The organism is Henriciella sp. AS95, from assembly GCF_038900055.1.
In the GTDB taxonomy this organism is placed as follows: Bacteria; Pseudomonadota; Alphaproteobacteria; order Caulobacterales; family Hyphomonadaceae; genus Henriciella.
Genome location: NZ_JBBMQM010000001.1, coordinates 3,645,817 through 3,664,436 on the forward strand (window position 1 = coordinate 3,645,817; position 18,620 = coordinate 3,664,436).

At 60.5% G+C, this 18,620-nt stretch carries 16 protein-coding genes; 3 read left to right on the forward strand and 13 right to left on the reverse strand.

What is annotated here, in order from left to right; all coding sequences use genetic code 11:
* The first annotated feature begins 95 nt into the window (after window positions 1–95).
* On the forward strand, window positions 96–1,010 hold the full coding sequence (locus tag WNY37_RS17670) for a LysR family transcriptional regulator (RefSeq protein WP_342974723.1): 915 nt from the start codon (window positions 96–98) through the stop codon (window positions 1,008–1,010).
* 66 nt (window positions 1,011–1,076) lie between these two features.
* Here WNY37_RS17670 and WNY37_RS17675 read toward each other — a convergent pair whose 3' ends face one another.
* Both WNY37_RS17675 and WNY37_RS17680 read right to left on the reverse strand, forming a co-directional pair.
* On the reverse strand, window positions 1,077–3,017 hold the full coding sequence (locus WNY37_RS17675) for a DUF885 domain-containing protein (RefSeq protein ID WP_342974724.1): 1,941 nt from the start codon (window positions 3,015–3,017) through the stop codon (window positions 1,077–1,079).
* 95 nt (window positions 3,018–3,112) lie between these two features.
* A complete protein-coding gene (locus WNY37_RS17680) occupies window positions 3,113–4,474 on the reverse strand; it encodes a leucyl aminopeptidase family protein (protein WP_342974725.1) in 1,362 nt (453 codons plus the stop codon).
* A gap of 114 nt (window positions 4,475–4,588) precedes the next feature.
* Here WNY37_RS17680 and WNY37_RS17685 point away from each other — a divergent pair, with 114 nt between their 5' ends.
* A complete protein-coding gene (locus tag WNY37_RS17685) occupies window positions 4,589–5,476 on the forward strand; it encodes a hypothetical protein (RefSeq protein ID WP_342974726.1) in 888 nt (295 codons plus the stop codon).
* Between the two features lie 93 nt (window positions 5,477–5,569).
* On the opposite strand, the gene WNY37_RS17690 is transcribed toward WNY37_RS17685, so the two are convergent.
* The 9 genes from WNY37_RS17690 to WNY37_RS17730 all read right to left on the reverse strand — a co-directional run bounded on the left by WNY37_RS17690 (window position 5,570) and on the right by WNY37_RS17730 (window position 14,494).
* Entirely contained in the window at window positions 5,570–6,535 is a 966-nt protein-coding gene (locus WNY37_RS17690) for a type II secretion system F family protein (protein ID WP_342974727.1), read from the reverse strand.
* Between the two features lie 14 nt (window positions 6,536–6,549).
* Window positions 6,550–7,581 (reverse strand): type II secretion system F family protein, encoded by a 1,032-nt coding sequence (locus WNY37_RS17695; RefSeq protein WP_342974728.1) that lies wholly within the window; start codon window positions 7,579–7,581, stop codon window positions 6,550–6,552.
* 3 nt (window positions 7,582–7,584) lie between these two features.
* Window positions 7,585–9,081: a CpaF family protein gene (locus tag WNY37_RS17700; protein ID WP_342974729.1), complete on the reverse strand. Its 1,497-nt coding sequence runs from the start codon at window positions 9,079–9,081 to the stop codon at window positions 7,585–7,587.
* A 19-nt stretch (window positions 9,082–9,100) separates the two neighbouring features.
* Entirely contained in the window at window positions 9,101–10,459 is a 1,359-nt protein-coding gene (locus WNY37_RS17705) for an AAA family ATPase (RefSeq protein WP_342974730.1), read from the reverse strand.
* Between the two features lie 28 nt (window positions 10,460–10,487).
* A complete protein-coding gene (locus WNY37_RS17710) occupies window positions 10,488–11,192 on the reverse strand; it encodes a CpaD family pilus assembly protein (RefSeq protein WP_342974731.1) in 705 nt (234 codons plus the stop codon).
* 9 nt (window positions 11,193–11,201) lie between these two features.
* Window positions 11,202–12,761: a type II and III secretion system protein family protein gene (locus tag WNY37_RS17715; protein ID WP_342974732.1), complete on the reverse strand. Its 1,560-nt coding sequence runs from the start codon at window positions 12,759–12,761 to the stop codon at window positions 11,202–11,204.
* Window positions 12,761–13,594 (reverse strand): Flp pilus assembly protein CpaB, encoded by an 834-nt coding sequence (cpaB, locus tag WNY37_RS17720; protein ID WP_342974733.1) that lies wholly within the window; start codon window positions 13,592–13,594, stop codon window positions 12,761–12,763. The genes WNY37_RS17715 and cpaB overlap by 1 nt, the downstream gene beginning before the upstream one ends.
* A gap of 80 nt (window positions 13,595–13,674) precedes the next feature.
* The gene (locus WNY37_RS17725; protein WP_342974734.1) at window positions 13,675–14,190 is read right to left on the reverse strand and encodes a prepilin peptidase; all 516 of its coding nucleotides are present in this window, start codon (window positions 14,188–14,190) and stop codon (window positions 13,675–13,677) included.
* Between the two features lie 139 nt (window positions 14,191–14,329).
* Window positions 14,330–14,494 carry a Flp family type IVb pilin gene (locus WNY37_RS17730; RefSeq protein WP_342974735.1) on the reverse strand — a complete coding sequence of 55 codons (165 nt, stop codon included), beginning with the start codon at window positions 14,492–14,494 and terminating at the stop codon, window positions 14,330–14,332.
* A 299-nt stretch (window positions 14,495–14,793) separates the two neighbouring features.
* Between WNY37_RS17730 and WNY37_RS17735 the strand changes: the two genes are divergently transcribed.
* Entirely contained in the window at window positions 14,794–15,240 is a 447-nt protein-coding gene (locus WNY37_RS17735) for a pilus assembly protein N-terminal domain-containing protein (RefSeq protein ID WP_342974736.1), read from the forward strand.
* An 82-nt stretch (window positions 15,241–15,322) separates the two neighbouring features.
* Here the strand turns inward: WNY37_RS17735 and WNY37_RS17740 are convergent, their stop codons facing one another.
* Both WNY37_RS17740 and ptsP read right to left on the reverse strand, forming a co-directional pair.
* The gene (locus WNY37_RS17740) at window positions 15,323–16,252 is read right to left on the reverse strand and encodes a helix-turn-helix domain-containing protein (RefSeq protein WP_342974737.1); all 930 of its coding nucleotides are present in this window, start codon (window positions 16,250–16,252) and stop codon (window positions 15,323–15,325) included.
* Between the two features lie 89 nt (window positions 16,253–16,341).
* Window positions 16,342–18,615 (reverse strand): phosphoenolpyruvate--protein phosphotransferase, encoded by a 2,274-nt coding sequence (gene ptsP / locus WNY37_RS17745; RefSeq protein WP_342974738.1) that lies wholly within the window; start codon window positions 18,613–18,615, stop codon window positions 16,342–16,344.
* Window positions 18,616–18,620: the final 5 nt, after the last annotated feature.

An 18,620-nucleotide genomic window follows, 5' to 3' on the forward strand; every position in this document is an offset into this window, starting at 1 on the left:
CGAACTGGTGAGGCTCTTCATCATACCAGAAAGCTCGAAAGCGCGCGCTGTGCTTCCTATATGGCGATAATGGGCGATGAGACGGGAGGCCTGATATGGACCGACTTGATGCGATGCGGCTTTTCCTGCGGGTGGCCGATACGGGGAGTTTTTCAAAGGCGGCGCTGGACCTGGGCATCGGGCAGCCGACCGTGTCGCGCCGGGTGCAGGATTTGGAAACGCAACTCGGCGCGGACCTTTTCCTGCGCACGACACGGGCCCTGAGCCTGACCGAGGCCGGCGAGAAGTTCTACGATCGCGCCAGGTCGATCCTCGAAGACTTTGAGGAAGCCGAAGCCGAAGTGCGCGGCCTCAAGAATGACGCTGTGGGCCAGCTGCGGATTTCTGTGCCGCACTCGCTTTCGCGGGTGGTCATCGCCCCAGCCCTGACGAGCTTCATGAAGCGCTATCCGGACCTCACTCTCGATGTGATCTCTGACGATACGTATACCGACATCGTGCAGGAAGGCGTCGACCTTGCCTTCCGGCTGGGCGAGCTGTCGGATTCCAGCCTGATGGCGAAGCGGATTTCAGCGTCTGCGCGCCGGCTATTCGCCTCGCCGATCTATGCCGCGCAGGTCAAAAACCTGACGCGGCCGAGCGAGCTTGACCCGACTGACGCGCTGCATCTTCGGCACAAGAATCTTGGCGCCGAGTGGCAGCTGACCCATGCGGCGACCGGGGATACTGAAACACTGCGCGTGCATGGGCGTCTGCGCGCTTCATCCGGCGACATGCTGATCCAGGCCGCACAGGACGCGATGGGCTATATCCTCTCGCCGGACTGGCTGGTCTGCGAAAAGGTCCGCTCCGGCGATCTGGTCCAGATCTTCGAGGATTGGGAAGCGCCGCTGTTGCCGCTGCATGTCGTCTGGTCCGGCGGCAATCTGAAAGGCAAGACGAAGCTGCTGGCGGACTATATCGCCGAGGCGATGAAAGCGACCGAATTGAGAGAACCGGAAAAGGTCTGAGCCGCAAAGAAAAGCGGCCCCGCAACATGGTACGGGGCCGCTCGACATGTCGAGATAGTTCAGAGCTTACTCAGCCGGTTCCGTTTCGGCGGGCTCTGCTGTGTCGGCGTTCTCGGCCTTCACGTCAGCGATCCACTGGTCGACGCGGCGTTCGAGGATTTCGAGTGGCATGGCGCCGCCGCCGAGGATGGTGTCGTGGAAGGCCTTGATGTCGAAATCATCGCCGAGTTCGGCTTCGGCGTCGCGGCGCAGCTCCTGGATCTTCAGCATACCGATCTTGTAGGCAGTCGCCTGCCCCGGCATCACGATATAGCGCTGGATTTCAGAGCGGGCCTGAGCCTCGGTGACAGCGGCATTGTTGACGAAGTATTCGAAGGCTTCTTCCTCGGTCCAGCCTTTTGAGTGCAGGCCGGTATCGACGACGAGGCGGATCGCGCGCCAGATTTCAGAGCCGAGACGGCCGAAATCGGAAATCGGGTCGACATAGGTGCCGTCCATTTCCTTGGCGAGCCACTCTGAATAGAGGCCCCAGCCTTCGGAATAGGCGGTGAAGCCGGCCTGGGTGCGGAATTGCGGCAAGTCCTCGATCTCCTGCGCAATGGAGATCTGCATGTGGTGACCCGGAAGGCCCTCATGATAGGCGATCACTTCCAGCTCACGCTTCGGCATGGCGGTCATGTCGGAGAGGTGAGCGTAGTAGATGCCCGGGCGCGAGCCATCCGGCGTGCCACTGAAATAGTGCTGGGCGGCCCCGTCCTGCTCACGGAAAGGCTCCACGCGCTTCACGATGAGGTCGGCTTTCGGCAGGATGCCGAAATAGTCAGGCAGCATCGTCTTGATGTTCTCGATGGCGGCCGTCGCATCGGCAATATAGGCCTCAGCGCCGGCATCATTGTCCTCATAATAGAGGTCACGATTGTCTTTGCTTTCACGCAGGAAAGTGAAGAATTCCTGCAGGGTGCCATCAAAGCCGTAATCGTCCTTGATCTTCTCCATTTCAGCATGGAGGCGCTCGACTTCATCAAGGCCGATCTGATGGATCTCGTCGGCGGTCATGTCCGTCGTGGTCGAGGCGCGCAGGCGGTAATTGTAATAGTCCTGGCCATTGGGCTGGGTCGTGCCGACACCGCTCGGATTGGACGGCGCGGTCTCAAGCTCACCCTCTGCCCAGTCGATGATGGCCTGGTAGCCGGGCTCAAAGTCCTCAAGAAGGGCTGCCTTGGCATCGGCGAGCAGGGTTTCGGCCTGCTCATCGTCGATCTTGTCGGCTTCCTGCAGGGTGGACACTTCGCTCTGGATGTCGGCCCAGATGTCGGATGGCTCACCGTCGGTGAAGGGCGCGCCCGTGATGATCTTGCGGGACTGGTCGATGACGCCTTCCAGCGCAAAGTCAGGCGTCTGGACGCCTTTTTCCGAGGCGGTTTTTGCGTGCTCGAGCAACTGGCCGCCAGCGCGTCCGGCTTCCCGGATCCGGGAGATGTACGCTTCCATGTCTTCCAGCGTATCGACACGGTGGAACTGGATCAGGAAGGTGGCGATGAAGGCTTGCGGGCCATTCATCTGGTCGAAGGTGAAGCCGTTATAGAGGTAGTCCATTCCCTCTTTCTGGAGGTCGTACTGGTATTCCCAGATGTCCCAGGAGTTCTTCGCTTCGGGCGTCAGCTTGTCATAGTCGAAGGTCGATTTCATTTCCTCGACGGAGGCGGCCTTCCAGGCTAGCTGCTCTTTCATGGCCTCGACCGACATGTCGTCGATTTCGCCGTAACGGTCCTTGCGGCCGATGAAAGTGAGCTGGATCGGGCTCATCATCAGCTGCTCTTCGTATTTCTCGTCGAACCACTCATTCAGCGCAGCGGTTTCGGTCTCAACCTCTTCGGCCGTTGGCTCGGCTGTTTCGGTCGCCGAGGTTTCAGTCGAAGTTTCGCTGCTGGACGGGTCGGTGGTTTCGGTTGCGGTCGGGCCGCAGGCCGCGAGAACCAAAGCAAGGGCGGTAAGGCCAATACGCATGTGATAGAGCTCCTGTCTTATCGATTGTCGCTAAAGAGCAGGATTTTGCCCGTGGCGCAAGGCTCACCGCGCAGGTTTGCCCCCATCCTTGGAAATCACGCATAACGCGTGCGCAGCATCGTCCACATGGCACGAAGCCCGCACGCCGCGCCGCCTTCCGGACGGCCGTATTTCCCAAGGCGCCAGCCCCAGACATCGAGGTGCACCCAGCGCCGGGCATCAACAAACTGCTTGAGGAAGATCGCCGCCGTGATCGAGCCGGCAAACGATCCGCCAGCGTTCTGCATGTCGGCAATCGAGGATTTCAGCATCGACTTGTACGGGTCCCAGAGCGGCATGCGCCAGACCGGGTCACCCGATACCGCGCCCGCCGCGTTGATGGCGTCTACGAGGTCACCATCATCGGTATAGAACGGCGCGAGGTCCGGGCCGACGGCGACGCGGGCCGCGCCCGTCAGCGTGGCAAAGTCGATCAGCAGGTCCGGGTCGCTCTCGCACGCCCTGGTCAGCGCATCGCCGAGGATCAGACGGCCTTCAGCATCGGTATTGTCGATCTCGACGGTGAGGCCCTTGCGGGTCGAGAGGACATCGCCCGGCCGGAAGGCATTGCCATCGACGGCGTTCTCAACCGCCGGGACGTAAAGCTTCAAGCGGACAGGAAGGTTCGAGCTCATGACGAGTTTCGACAGGGCGATGACATGCGCCGACCCGCCCATATCCTTCTTCATCAGGCGCATATAATTGCCCGTCTTCAGATTGAGGCCGCCCGTATCGAAGGCGACGCCCTTGCCGACAAGGGCGAGCTCTGGATGGTCCGGGTTGCCCCATGTCAGCTCTATCAGGCGCGGGGCTTCAGGCGCGGCGCGCCCGACCGCATGGATCATCGGATAGTTCTGCTCGAGCAGCGCGTCGCCCTCGGTGACGACCACGTCAGCGCCGTGATCCTCCGCGATCTGGCGCACTGCAGCCTCGATGCCGGATGGGCCCATATCCTGGGCAGGCGTGTTGATGAGATCGCGCAATAGCGAGACCGCCGCCGCTTCCCGGTCGAGCGCGTCGGCATCCTTGTCCTCACCGATCACGAGGCGAGGGGGGGAGGCCTTGTCCTTCAGGTAGCGATCAAAGCGGTAGGCGCCATCGGCCCAGCCCGCCGCAATATGGGCGAGCGGCAGGCCGCCATCGGTCTCGATCTGATAATCACCCTCGGGGAGCTTTGCCGACAGCCCCGCGACGGCGAGCGCGTCGACCGCCTCGCCCAGACCGTACAGGACATGGTCTCGCGCGCCATCTGCGCCGCCGGAGACGACCAGCTCACCCGACTTGCCGGTAAAATCATTCGCACTGGCGAGATGGACGACGCTTTCCGGCAGCGCCTTCGAGACCTCCTCCCAGCCTGCTGGGCGCACGAGATGAACCTTGGCGGCAGATGAAGCGGCGGCGATGAAAGCGTTATGCATGAAAGGTGGGGCTCCGTTGGTGAAATTGGTTAAGCAAATCCGTTGTTTTGTTAACTGATCCTTGACGGTCACAAGGGCAAGGTCATCGCTGACACTCTTCACCGGAGCGACCAGATGTCCAGAGCCCTGAAATTCGCCGTGCCGATCCTTTCTGCCGCCCTGCTCGGGGCCTGTGCAAGTTCGGGCAAGAATGACGAAGCCGCCGCGGCAGAGGCAGCGCTTGCTGCCAAGATGGCACCGGCTTCGGCCGAAGAGATTGCAGAGATGGACCGCGCAGACCCGCTGACGCGGGCCAATTTCTGGGCGGCCGAGTTCCGCAAAAATCCGGGCGACCTGGAAACGACGATCCGGTTCACCGAATCGCTGCGCGAAATTGGCAGCCATGAGCGTGCGATTGAAATCCTGTCGAAAACGATCCCGCTGCACCCGAAATCGGACACGCTGAATGTGATCATGGCGCGCGCGCTGATCAGCCAGGGCCGGCCGGGGGACGCGGCGGATGCCTTCTACCGCGCCTCGGTGATCAATCCGCAGAATGCTTCCGCGCATGCCGGCCTCGGCCTCGCCCTCGACCAGCTGGAACGCCACTATGATGCGCAGGCCGCCTATGCAGCGGCGCTGCAGATCGAACCTGACAGAGTGTCGACCCTGACCAATTTTGGCTTGTCCCTTGCCCTGTCCGGGCAGCTGACCAAGGCCGAAGAGCGCTTGCGCTATGCCGCCTCACTGCCCGGCGCTGATGCGCGGGTCCGCCAGAACCTTGCCTTGATCCTTGGGCTGCAAGGCCGGTTTGACGATATGAGAGAGGTTGATCCGCATGCGCCGCAACGCACTGTCGACGCGAACTTGCAGGCGCTGAAGTCCATGCTGGCGCCGACCCGCGACTATGGCGCGCTGCGCGATGATGCGGGTACGGAGGATGATGCGGCAGAGGACGAACGGCCAGCGCAGGAAACGGCCGCAAACCCGCTGAAACTGCGCGGGTCTCTCGGTAGCGACTGACGCTCTGCGCTTTTGAAGCGACGGCCCGACAAGAAAAGGCCAGACAGGGATGTCTGGCCTTTATTCGTTGGCTGAAAGGTCAGGCCGGAAGCCTTATCCGTTCATTTCCTTGTACTTGATGTAGGCCGGGCCGAGGACGACCAGGAAGAGAACTGGCAGGAAGAACAGGATCATCGGCACGGTCAGCTTGGCCGGAAGCGCTGCGGCCTTCTTCTCGGCTTCAGCCATGCGCATGTCGCGGTTTTCCTTGGCCATGACGCGCAGCGCGTCACCGAGCGGCGTACCGTATCGTTCGGCCTGCATGAGCGCCATACAGACCGATTTCACGCCTTCATGGCCCGTCCGCTTGGCCAGGTTTTCATAGGCCTGCCGGCGCTCCTGCAAATAGGCGAGCTCTGCCGTGGTGAGCTGAAACTCTTCGGCCAGCTCTGGCGATGCGGTTCCGATTTCGGCGCCGACCTTGGCAAAGCCGATCTCGATGGACATGCCCGATTCCACGCAGATGAGCAGCATGTCGAGCGCGTCCGGGAAGGCTCTCATGATCGATTGCTGGCGCTTGGACGCAATGTTCGAAACGTAGAGGTTCGGCGCATAGAAGCCCGCAGCCAGACCGAAGATGACGGCACCGATCTTCATTTGCGGGCTGAGACCGTGATCATTGACGAAGAAGATGTAGAGGAAAACGCCCAGCGCACCGAAGAATGGCAGAATGAAACGGCAGAAGTAGAAGATCGCCAGCGGACGCGGGCCGCGCAGACCGGCCTGTACCAGCTTGGCCTGAACGTTCGGGTCTTCCAGCATCTTCTGCAGGTTCAGCCTGCCTGTGATATCGCTGATCGTGCCGGAATCGTCGCGCTTCAGGCCCTTTTTCTCGAGCGCGGCGCGGTTTGCCTTGCGCAGTTTTTCGCGTTGCGAGGTGACCTGTTTGAGGCGTGTTTCCAGCTTGTCGCCCTTGAGGGCGGGAAGCATGACGGAGGTGATCGTCGCGAACATGGCGACCGCCGCCAGGATCGACGCGATCGTACCGGGATCTCCAAGAGACTGTGCGAAGGCTTCCATGGCGTTCGTTCCCCCTAGATGTCGAAGCTGATCATGCGCTTCATGACCGTGACACCGGTGAACATGAGGCAGACCGCCATGAACAGGATCATGTGTCCTGTCGAAGTCAGGAACAGCTCCATGATGTAGGCTGGCGTAGTCATGTAGACCATGAGGCCCACGGCGAAGGGTAGCGAGGCAATGATGCCCGCGGAGGCCTTGGCTTCTGAAGACATGGCCTTGATCTTCTCACGCATCATCTTCCGCTCACGGATAACCTTGGACAGATTGCCGAGCGCTTCGGAGAGGTTACCGCCAGACTTGGACTGGATGGTCAGCACGATGACGAAGAAGTTCACTTCCGGCAGCGGCACGCGCTTGAAGAATTGCTGAAGGGCGCGGTCCAGATTGGTGCCCATCTGGATGTTGTCGGTGAGCGTCTTGAACTCGGATCCGAGCGGGTCCGGGCTCTCCCTGGCGATGATGCGCAGACATTCGGCCAGCGGAAGACCCGATTTCACACCGCGCACGATGATATCGATGGCATCGGCGAACTGCGCGGTCATCTTCTTGTGGCGGCCCTTGGTCAGGAAACCGAGAATGAAGCGCGGAATACCGATAAAGCCGACAAAGGCCGCAATGGCGATCATTGCCGGGCGCGACTTGATCTCGATACCAGCGATCGGCGGCGGCCCCTCGGCACCGGAAACGAAAGTGAGGGCAGCGACAAGCACGCCCAGAACAGCCGACCCGATCCAGAACGCTTCGACCGGCATGGAGAGGCCAGCCTGTACAAGCTTTGACTTGATGTCCTGCGGGATCAGGGACTTTCGGCGCTCTTCATCCTGCTTGCGCAGCTTTTTGAGCATCTGTTGCGTCTGGCGCTTGCGCTGGGAGTTGATGTCCTGCACATCGCCGCGGCCCTTGGCGCCGGACGCGCCCGCCTTGATCTGTCTGGCCCGCTTGGTCGCCGCTTCATTCGAGCCGCCCGTAAAGGCGAGGCCGATGCCGGCCATTGCGAGGAATGCGAGACCGCCGACGACGTAGATGAGCAAATCCTGGTTCATGACCTAGGCCTCCAACGCGTCGATGGCCCTGGCGAGATCACCTTCCAGATTGTAGTACGAGGCGCGCTCCCAGAAGCGCGGACGACCAATACCGGTGCCGCGGTGACGGCCTTTGACCTTGCCATCATCATCTTCGCCATCGATCTCGAATTTGAGCACGTCCTGCAGGACGATCGTGTCGCCTTCCAGGCCCATGACTTCGGTCACACACATGATGCGGCGGGACCCGTCCCGCAGACGCGAGGCCTGAACGACAACGTCAATCGAGCCGACGATCATTTCACGGATGGTTTTGGCCGGCAACGAAAAGCCGCCCATTGTGATCATGGATTCCACACGGCTGAGGGCTTCGCGCGGGCTGTTGGCGTGCAGCGTGCCCATTGAGCCGTCATGGCCCGTGTTCATGGCCTGAAGAAGGTCAAACGCTTCGGGCCCGCGAACCTCGCCGACGATAATCCGCTCAGGGCGCATACGCAGACAGTTCTTCACAAGGTCGCGCATCGAGATTTCACCCGAGCCCTCAATATTGGGCGGGCGCGTTTCGAGGCGCACAACGTGCGGCTGCTGCAGCTGAAGTTCAGCGGAGTCTTCGCAAGTGATGACGCGCTCGCCTGGCTCGATGAAGCCTGTGAGACAGTTGAGAAGCGTCGTCTTGCCTGAGCCGGTACCGCCGGAAATAAGGACGTTACAGCGCGCATGGCCGATAATGCGGAGGATCTCGGCGCCTGCCTCGGAGATGGACCCGAAATTGACGAGGTCCTGAAGGCGCAGCTTGTCCTTTTTAAACTTACGAATGGTGAGCGTCGGGCCGTCAATGGCGAGCGGCGGCGCAATCACGTTCACACGAGAGCCATCAAGCAGACGCGCGTCACAGATCGGTGAGCTTTCATCGACGCGGCGGCCGACCTGCGACACGATCCGCTGACAGATGTTCATCAGCTGGGCGTTGTCGCGGAAGCGGATATTGGTCCGTTCGATCTTGCCGTTGACTTCGATATAGGTCGTGTCGGCACCGTTCACCATGATATCGGCGATGTCGTCGCGCGCCAGGAGCGGCTCGAGCGGGCCATAGCCCAGAACGTCGTTACAGATATCGTCGAGCAGGCGCTCCTGCTCGGAGATCGACATCACGACATTCTTGATGCTGATGATTTCGACGACGATGTCGCGGATTTCCTCACGCGCGCTTTCAGCGTCGAGCTGGGCCAGCTGGCCAAGGTCAATCGTGTCGATCAGTGCGTTGAAGATGGTGGTCTTCGTCGCGTAATACTCTTCAGAGCGGGTATCGACCTTGTGAACCTTCTCCGGCTGCATGTCTGTCGGCGGCTTCAGGGCGACGGGCTTGCCATCAGGTCCGGTTTTCGGCTTGGTCGCCGGCAGTGGTGGCGGCGCCGGTTTTTTGGCTTCAGATTTGGGCGCACTCGGCGCAGCAGGTTTCGGCGCCGGTCGCGATGTCGGCGCGGTCGCTGGTGCAGCTGCTGAACGTTTGCCAAATGCCATACGTGTTACCTATCGATCCTTACTTTCCGAGAAGTTTCTTGAGCAGGGATTTCTGTGGCTGTGAGGTCTCGCGGCCCGACAGCATCGCCGCGAGATGATCAATTGCGAGCGAAGGCTTGGCCTGCGGGTCGGCTTCAGAGATCATCTGCCCCTTGTTCGACGCCGTGCCGAAGAGCTGCGGGTCGAAAGGCAGAATGACTTCCGGCTCGGCACCCATGGCCGATGCGAAGTCCTTCACCGGAATTTCCGGACGTTTTGGAACACCGGCCATATTGATGATCAGGCGCGGCGGATTGTCGTTCGGACGCTGTGACTTCAGCTGGTCCAGCATGTTCTTGCCGTTGCGCAGGGAAGCAAGGTCCGGCTGGCAGACCAGAATGACCTCATCGGAGCCGACGAGCGTATTGTAGATCCACTGCGACCAGCCATGCGGCAGATCGAGCACAACAAACGGCATAAGGCGGCGAACGCCTTCGATGACGGTGGAATAGGCCTCAGCGTCGATATCCATCAGCTGGTTCACGCTGGCCGGCGCGGTGAACAGCGACAGCCGGTCTGTGGCCTTGGCCAGCAGGCGTCCGATCACGGCGTCATCAGCGCGCTCAGGGGCCATGAGCGCATCAGCGATGGTCTGCTGGGTCTCGTGGTTGAAGTCGAGCGATGTGGTGCCGAAGGAGAGATCGAGATCGACCAGCGAGGTATTCACGCGGGCATTTTCCGCTAGGGCCCAGGCGAGATTGTGCGCGATGGTGGAGGAGCCGACGCCGCCCTTGGCACCGATCACCGAGATCGATTTGCCAACGAATGGCGCATCCGGATCGGTGAACATATTGCCGATGGCGCGGACCATCTGGACCGGCTCGATAGGCGGCACGAGGTATTCATCAACGCCGCGGGCGACAAGCTGGCGGTAGAGCGAAATGTCGTTGGTCGCGCCGATCACCATGACCTGCACGCCCTCTTCGCACTGACCGGCAAGCTCATCAATCTGATTGACCATGGTGCCGGAAGAAGCCGAGGATTCAACGATCAGGAGGTTTGGCGTGGCGTTATGCGAGAGATGCTCGATGGCGGCCGGAATGCCGCCGGACATGACTTCGAGCGATGCATTTTGCATCCGCCGGTCAGCGGCGACCTTCTCGATCATGTCGCGGCTTGAGTCGTTCTCGTAGAAGGCCAGGATCGAGATGGCCGGGATCGCCCGGTCACCGCCATGTGCCATCGACATTGGCGGCAGCTCCACCCCTTCTTCCAGCTCCTTATACGGAGCATCAACCGGACCGGTAAGCTGGTCGACAAGTTGCTCGGCGGTCGCGTCTGGCGAGTCATCGAATTCCAGGTCGAAGTCTTCTTCGAAGAGTGCGTTCTCTTTACTCATAAGCCCTGCCCTCAAATCCTCACTAAAATCAGTTCACAGCCGTGGAGACTGAGCCGGTTTCGTCGTCACTGCGCTCGGCGCCGGTTGCCTCACCGGAGCGATAAAGTTCAAGCTGAACCAGCCGGCGGGCTGCATCGCCCGGCTCCAGCGGGCGGTCACCCAGAAGGTCGGCCGGATTGGAAATCATCGCCGCCATGTTGGTGCGCACCGAGCAGCCAAGAGACGGCATGTCATTATTGCTGCTGGCGTCAGAGAAGTCGTAGGCGGACTTTTGCAGGCATTCTGGCGCAATGGCCTTATAGGCGCGAAAGCCCAGCACGATCGGCGTATTGCGGCCGTTGGCCTCGAAGGCGCTACCGCTGATTTCCTGATAATCGACACCCGACGTCCAAGCGATTTCACGCGCTTCGGCGACAGCCTTGACGGCGAGCTCTTCATTCTCGTGGTTCTTCGGCAGCGACATGACCAGCGGGCCGACACCGCGATGCTTGTAGTCAGCGATGAAAGCCCGGATGCGCTCACGCTCGGACAGACGCAGGTGCGCCTCAGCCGGGTTCAGCTGGACTTCCAGATATTCGGTGGTTTCGGCCACCCGGATCGGGTTGCGGTCAAGCGAGGTGCCGACAAGATATTCAGGCGGGACCGGGCCATATTTGCCGGTTGACGAACAGCCGGCCATGACAAGCGCCGATGCCAGACCGGCAGAAGCGATAAGACCTTTCAGTGCACGCATGGCTGGCTCCTATTCCTCGATAAACCCGACAGGGGCGTTGTAATTGTCCTGGGTCAGACCTTCGCCATTCTTTCCGTACACAGCGTTCAGCTTTCCGAAGAAAATGGTTTGCGGGTCAGAGGCATTGGCATAGCCGTCTGCCGGTGTCCGCAGATTACCCTTGGCGGTCGGATCGACCAGGTATGGGGTGATGATGACGACCAGTTCGGTTTCCTCATTGAGGAAGTCACGCGACTGGAAGAGCGCGCCGAGGATTGGCAGCTTCTTCAGGCCCGGAAGCTGGTCGAGGGCCTGGCGCGACCGGCTCTGGATGAGGCCGGCAAGCATCATCGATCCGCCGCTTGGCAGCTCGACCGTGCTCTCTGCGCGCCGCACACTCAGCGCTGGAATGGTCAGCGTCTGCGCGGTGATCACATTGCCCTGGTCATCGACACCGGCAACTGACTGGCCTTGGAAGGCGCCCTGATTGGTCAGCTCTGAAACTTCGGTCGAGACCTTCAGCGAGATACGGCCCTCGGAGAGGACCATCGGCGTGAAGCCGAGCCCGACACCGTATGGTTTGAACTCGATGGTGATGCGGCCATTATTGTCCTGGCCAACCGGAACCGGGAATTCGCCGCCTGCAAGGAATTTGGCGGACTCGCCGGAAATCGCGGAGATGTTCGGCTCTGCCAGCGTGCGGACAATACCGACACGCTCAAGCGCATCAATGGCCGCGCCAGCCGACGACTGGAAGTCATCGCCGACATAGTTGGTATAGCCCACACCGCCCGAAAAGCCGCCGAGTGAGCTGCCGGCGACATTGTAGCCATTGGCGCTGGAGATGCTGGCATTGTTACTGAACGGAAGGCCCGGGACGAGCGCGGTTGTTTCGGCATCCACGGCAGGACCGCCGGGCGTTTCAGGAGCAAAAAGCTGCTTCTCGACGAGGTTTGCAAGGTCACCGAAATTCGTTGCGCCGGACAGATTGATGCCGAGCTGTTTGACCACGCTGCGCTGCATCTCGACGATGCGCACTTCCAGCATGACCTGGTCTTTTGCGGCGATCGACATCATGTTGACCGGCTCGAAGTCTTCCTGGCCGGAATAGGCCTTTACGAGACGAATGACCTGGTCCGACTGGGAAAGATTGTCGACCTGGCCGGTCAGGACGATATTGCCGCCAATGCTTTCGACGTCGACGCGCGCATCAGGAACGTAGCGGGCGATCAGCTTGCTGAGCGAGGCCATGTCGGCACCGACGACGATTTCCAGATTGAGCAGCGGGTCGCCATTGCGGTCGAACAGGAAGGCGTTCGTCTCACCGACCTTGATACCGCGGAAAATAAGACGCTGGGCGGTCTGAACCACCGCGTCGGCGATCTCCGGATTGGTGATGACAACATCCGCGACAGGACGCTCGAGTTCAATGACGGTGGACTTGTTGAGCCCAAGCTTGATCGACTGGGAGACATTCGTGTCCCCGGGGTTCATGACCGAGACGCCCATCAGATTCTGTGCGTGCGCCGAAAGCGGCGCCGCAAAAAGGCAGAGGGCTGCCAGTGCTTTATGCATGCGACCGGTGCTCATCAGCTTCTCCCGCTCATCGAACCGTTCTTGAAGACTTTGACACCGCCATCGCCGCTGTCCGAACCGGTCAGCAGGCTGGTATTCGCTGTGGCCCTGCCCTCATTCTCATCGGAGTCAGCGACACTGCGCAGCGCCAGCGAGATGGCGCCGAGGCGGGAAGCATGCGCCAGGACTTCGGCCTGTTGCGGCTCAAGCGCCAGCGTGGCCGTAGAGCCTGTCAGGGCTGGTGCGCCATCCATTTCGCCGAACATCTGGTCAATCGCCAGGACACGCGCATTCTCGATGACGGTCTTGGTGATCGTCGTATCCTTCACGCCCTGTGCGGTGACGACTTCCACCTCATAGGTGAGGATCACGTCGACCTTGTCATCGGGAAGGATAAAGCCGGCAGAGGCGGTTTCAGGCGAAATCTCGACGGCGATGGCGCGCAGGCCCGGTTCGAGCAGCGCAGCCATGAAGCCTGTCTCGCCCTTCTTGACGATCTTTGAGCCGAGAATGGGCTCACCTGGCAGAAGCGCAATTCTTGCGACGCTGCCGGACAGTTCTTCGATCGCGTCAGGATTGGCGTCCTGGGTAAAGTAGCCGGCGTTGAGCGCTTTTTCCGGCCAATCGGACCATTCAAAATCATCCGGGGTCAGAAGACTTCCGACGCGCATGTCTGTGCGTGCAACGAGCACTTTGGTCGAGGACACCTCGACTTCCTTTTCGATGACCACCGGGTCTCCGGATTCGGTCACCGGTGCTTCCCCGCCCGACATTCCCCTGACAAGGAGAGCCGCGCCAATCGCCGCGCCAGCGGCAACCAGTAGAATGATCAAACGAATAGGCGACATACGCCCCCCCTTCTCAACTCATTCCCCCAACAAAAGGGGAATCAACAGGGGGACATTTGCACTTACAGACTAAAGCATAGTTAACTTCCGAGGACGGTTGCCAAGTTTATCGACGTCAAGAGTGGAGACATCGGCGCCGCGTATATTGCACCGCCTGCAATGGCCACACCGTAGGGCACTCCATTTCCAGCCTGCATCGTCTCGGACGCAAAACCGGGCACGGCATGTGCAGGCACCAGCTTGCGGGCAAGTATGACGCATACGGCCAATCCGCCGCCGATGACAGCCATGGTCATCACGAAGGGCATCGTCGCCTCGGGACCGAGCCACAACATCACGCCCGGGATCATCTTTGCATCGCCACCGCCAAACACACCGAAGGCGAAAAGGAAGATGGACACGACAAAAGCGATGGCGCCAGCCATCATGTGGCCGCCAAACACATCCCAGCCGGGCGCCGCGATGATGATGGCGGGAAAGAACAGGAAAGCGATGGTGAGGTTGAGGCCGTTGGTGATGGTCAGCGTCTCGATATCTCGCAGCGCCGCGTACACGCAAAGGCTGAGAAATGTCAGTGTAAATACGACCGTGACCATGACCGCCCCTCTCTACCAAACCCCGTCCGTTTACATGGAAAGTCTGAAGACTTGATTTCCGGGGCTTGCGTATTGGGCAAATAAAGAAGCCGCCGAGCGAACTCGGCGGCTTCTCGAAGGTTAGCTGTAAGCTCGGCTATTAAGCAGAGATAGCAGCTTCAACTTCGTTGAACGTGTTAGCGGTGCTGGTACCGAGAGCGGTAACGGCGCCGATGATAGCAACAGCGATCAGAGCAGCGATAAGGCCGTACTCGATAGCGGTTGCACCAGATTCGTTCTTGAACAGTTTCATAAGCTTTTGCATTGGAGACTCCATCATCATGCAGTTGTATCGTCCCGATTGATTTTTATCCGGAACAGATGTCGTTCTACACGTCAGCTTTGAATATCGCGTAAACCGAAGCACAAAATTCCTGAACGCATACAGATGATTTGTTAACCACTTGATTTGGCCGTCACGACAGGGCTTTCAGAGGTTCTTCATCATGCCTTCACCAAACAATTAATCTCGCGTCCGCAGTCTTTCACATCGGGCGTTAGGGTTCGTGAAACCTTCTTGCTTGAGATTTCGGCTGTACAACCGATCATTACAAGGAGCGGTACATGAAGTTCCCAGCGAAATTCCTCGCGGCCACTATGGGTGCCGTCCTTTCCTGCGGTTTCGCAGCGGCCCAGCAATTTACGGTCGAAACCGGTACAACCAAGCCGCTTCGCCTGTCCAAAGCGGCGGCCAGCGTCGTCATCGGCAACCAGAATGTTGCCGATGTGGCAGTTGCCGACCCGCACCTCGTCTTCCTGACGGGCAAGTCATTTGGCACCACCAATCTTCTGGTCCTCGATGACGCCAATAACATCATCTATTCAGCCGATGTTGTCGTAACGACAAACTCTGCAAGCCTGGTGACCATTAACCGTGGCGGCGCGTCCTTCACCTATGACTGCGCACCTGATTGCCGCGATGCTCCGATGATTGGCGACGAAGAAGGACACTTCCAGCGCGCCCTCAGCCAGGCACAAGCCGCTCAGAACCTCACCGAAGGTAGCCGCTAACCGCGCCCATCCTTCGAAAGTCTGACAAAACACAGCCAGCCCCGGTCACGCCGCGGCTGGTTTTTTGTATCTAGGAGACGGGCTAGCGGCTGGGCCGGCTGTTCGACGTCGATGCGATGGCCGGGGTGGCATGCTCGCGCGCCAGCGTTGCCGCCTCATCAATGCTGGCCGAATAGATCGGCTCTGCGGTTTCTGACAGGAGACCGACGCTGATATCATCGAGGCGCCACTCAAAGGCCGTGCCGTCCTGAACGGTGACCGTCCAGCTTGCGCCAACGCGCGGATAGTAGACCTCGCCGCGCCCCATGGTGCGGCTGCGGAAGATGGTGCCGTCTGCGCCGCGCACTTCGATCCAGGCCGGCTTGACGGCGGCGATGGACAGCTCGCTCTGCTCATTGGCCGTCGTCGCGACGGGTTCTTTTGCAAACAGGCTTTCCTGCGCGGTGTTCACGGCAACAACGCGTTCGGCCACGGACGGCGCTGTGCGGCGCTCGAAGACCTGCTCAGGCTTCAGCAGCACAACCGACGCGCCGATGGCCACGACCAGCGCGCTTGCGCCCAGGGCCGGGATCAGGAAGCGGCGACGGCCACGTTCGCTGACCGTGACGGATGATTTGGGAATAGCGGTCGCAAGATCCTGCTCTTCTTCCATCGGGAAGTCAGCAAGGATGGCGTCAGCGGGAATACCAAGCGCATTGGCATAGCTGCGCGCAACGATGCGTGTGCGGCGCATATCGTAGTCGGGCGGCTGAATGGTCTGCTCGAGCGATTCCAGCACGCGGCGATTGATCAGCAGCTCCCTGGCCATGTCCTCGATGGACTTGCCGCGGGCTTCGCGGGCCGCGCGCAGGCGACCGCCAGCGGTGAACGCTTCGATCAGGCTGCTCTCGGTCGCGTCGTCAGTTTCGACCTCGGCTTCAGATACAAGACGAGCGTCCGCCGAGTTCTCTGTCTCGTCGTGACCGGATTCTTCCGGCGCGTTTGCGTTTGAATGTTCGTCGTCATGCATCATGACGTACCGTCCAATTCACTCTTTGCTGAAGCTTGTGTCCCTCAATGCAGGCCCTATACCATACACAGGTTCAGGCGTAACGCCTAAGTTCAGCTATCAGTCAAAACAATATTTTGTAATTCCGCTATGGCTAACACTTCGTTACGGAACTCTCCGTTCGACGTGTGAATCGCCTTGTTGAGCGCCTCGGAAAAGGCGGACATATCGACCGAGCGCAACATGCGTTTGACCGGTCCCACACCCGCTGCCGGCATGGATAAGGTCCTGAATCCCAAGCCTAAAAGGCAAAGTGCCTCGAGCGGCCGGGAGGCGACTTCCCCGCATACGGAGACCGGAATATCGAGGCGCGCGCACTCCTTCAGTGTGAAGTCGAGAAACCGCATGACAGGGCGGCTGACGAGGTCATAACGCTCCGAGACGCGCGGTACCATTCGGTCGGCAGCGTGGAAAAATTGCAACAGGTCATTGGTGCCGACCGAGACAAAATCCACCTCTCCGGCGACATCCTGCAGGCCGTAGGCAAAGGCCGGCGCTTCCAGCATGGCGCCCACGCGCAGCTCGCACGGTTCGGCGTAGCCGCGTTGCTTGCTCCATTCGATTTCATCGAGCAGCAGCGCCTTTGCCTCGAAGAACTCCTCGGCGATGGTGACCATCGGGAACATCACCGAAAGCGACCCGCCATCGGCCGCACGCACGAGGGCACGCAGCTGGCGGCGAAAGAGGCCCGGCCGGTCAAGCGCGAAACGGATAGAGCGCCAGCCAAGCGCCGGATTTTCTTCGAACTGGTCTGTCGAGTTCGGCAGCAGCTTGTCACCGCCGAGGTCAAGCGTGCGAAAATGGACCGGGCGGCTGCCGGCATGGTCGAGCACTTGCTTGTAGAGATCGATCTGCGCTTCCATTTTCGGCAGCGTGTCGGAGACGAGGAACTGGAACTCGGTCCGGAACAGGCCGATGCCATCGGCGCCCGTCGCATCCATGGACTCAAGGTCGATGGCGAGGCCGGCATTCAGCATGAGTTTGATATCGACGCCGTCGCGTGTCCGGGACGGCTGGTCACGCAGCGCCTGGAAAGCGGCCTGACGCTCTGTGCGCAGGACGCTGCGGGTCTGGTAGGCGTCGAGCAGGCTCTGGTCGGGGCGGATATGCAGAGTGCCCTGTTCGGCATCGACGATCACCTGGTCCCCCGGCGCGACAAGCGCCGACAGCCCGCCGAGCCCGCCAATGGTCGGAATGCCCATGGCGCGAGCGACAATGGCGGTATGACTGGAGGGGGCAACTTCTTCGAGGATGATCGCAGCGAGACCGGACTGGCGATATTCCAGCAACTCGGCCGGGCCGAGGCGGCGCGCGATGAGGACTTCGCGGGTTTCCTCGCTCTTGTCCCTGCCATTGGCATGAGACTCCATGCTGCCGGACAGCACACGCAGCAGCCGGTTGTCGAGATCTTCAAGATCGTTGAGGCGTTCGCGCAGGTACGGATCGTGCGCATTCTCAAGCTTGGTGCGGTGCTCGCGGCGTGAGCGGTCCACGGCGGCTTCAGCAGACAGGCCCGTGCGAACGACTTCTTCCAGGCGGATGGCCCAGACAGGATCGCTCGCCAGCATCTTGAAAGCTTCGAGAACTTCACGCGGTTCGCCGAAGATCGCGCCGACATCGCTTGCGAGCATGCGGTCGAGCTGTGCGTTCAACTCTTTCAGGGCGCGGCGCAAGCGCGCGACTTCAGCGTCGGGGTCTTCGGTAAAATAGCGGGCCGGCGACACGACAACATCGTGCAGGCGCGCTTCACCAAGCCCCAGCCCATCGCAGAGGATCCGCCCGGCCAGAGTGACGGACCGGACATCACGCGATGGCGATGCACTGCTCGTCGTGGTGGCTTCAGCGGCCACGACTTCGGCCAGGACCATGGCGATGGTCTGCAGGCTGTCGACCTCATCTTCCTCATAGACCCGCTCTGTGCGGTTCTGGACAGTGAGGACACCGATCACCCGCCCGCCGCGCAGGATCGGCACACCGAGAAAGGCGTGATAGGGATCCTCGCCGGTTTCCGGGCGGTAGGAAAAGGCCGGGTGGCGCGGGGCGTCCTGAATGGAGAGCGGCTCGCCAGAGAGGGCGATCTGACCGACCAGGCCTTCGTCGATTGCAAGACGCGTCTGATGGACAGCATCGAGGCTCAGCCCTTCGGTGGCGACCAGTTCAAGCTGGTCATCGTCAGTGCGCCGATAGATCGAGCAAACGTCAGCAACCATCGTCCCTGCGATGAGGGTGACCACCCTTTGCAGACGGGTGTCGGCTTCCATGTCGCCCGCCATCACATCGCGAAGACGGTTGATCAGGAGCCTTGGGACAGAAAAGCTCTGGGGCATGGCGT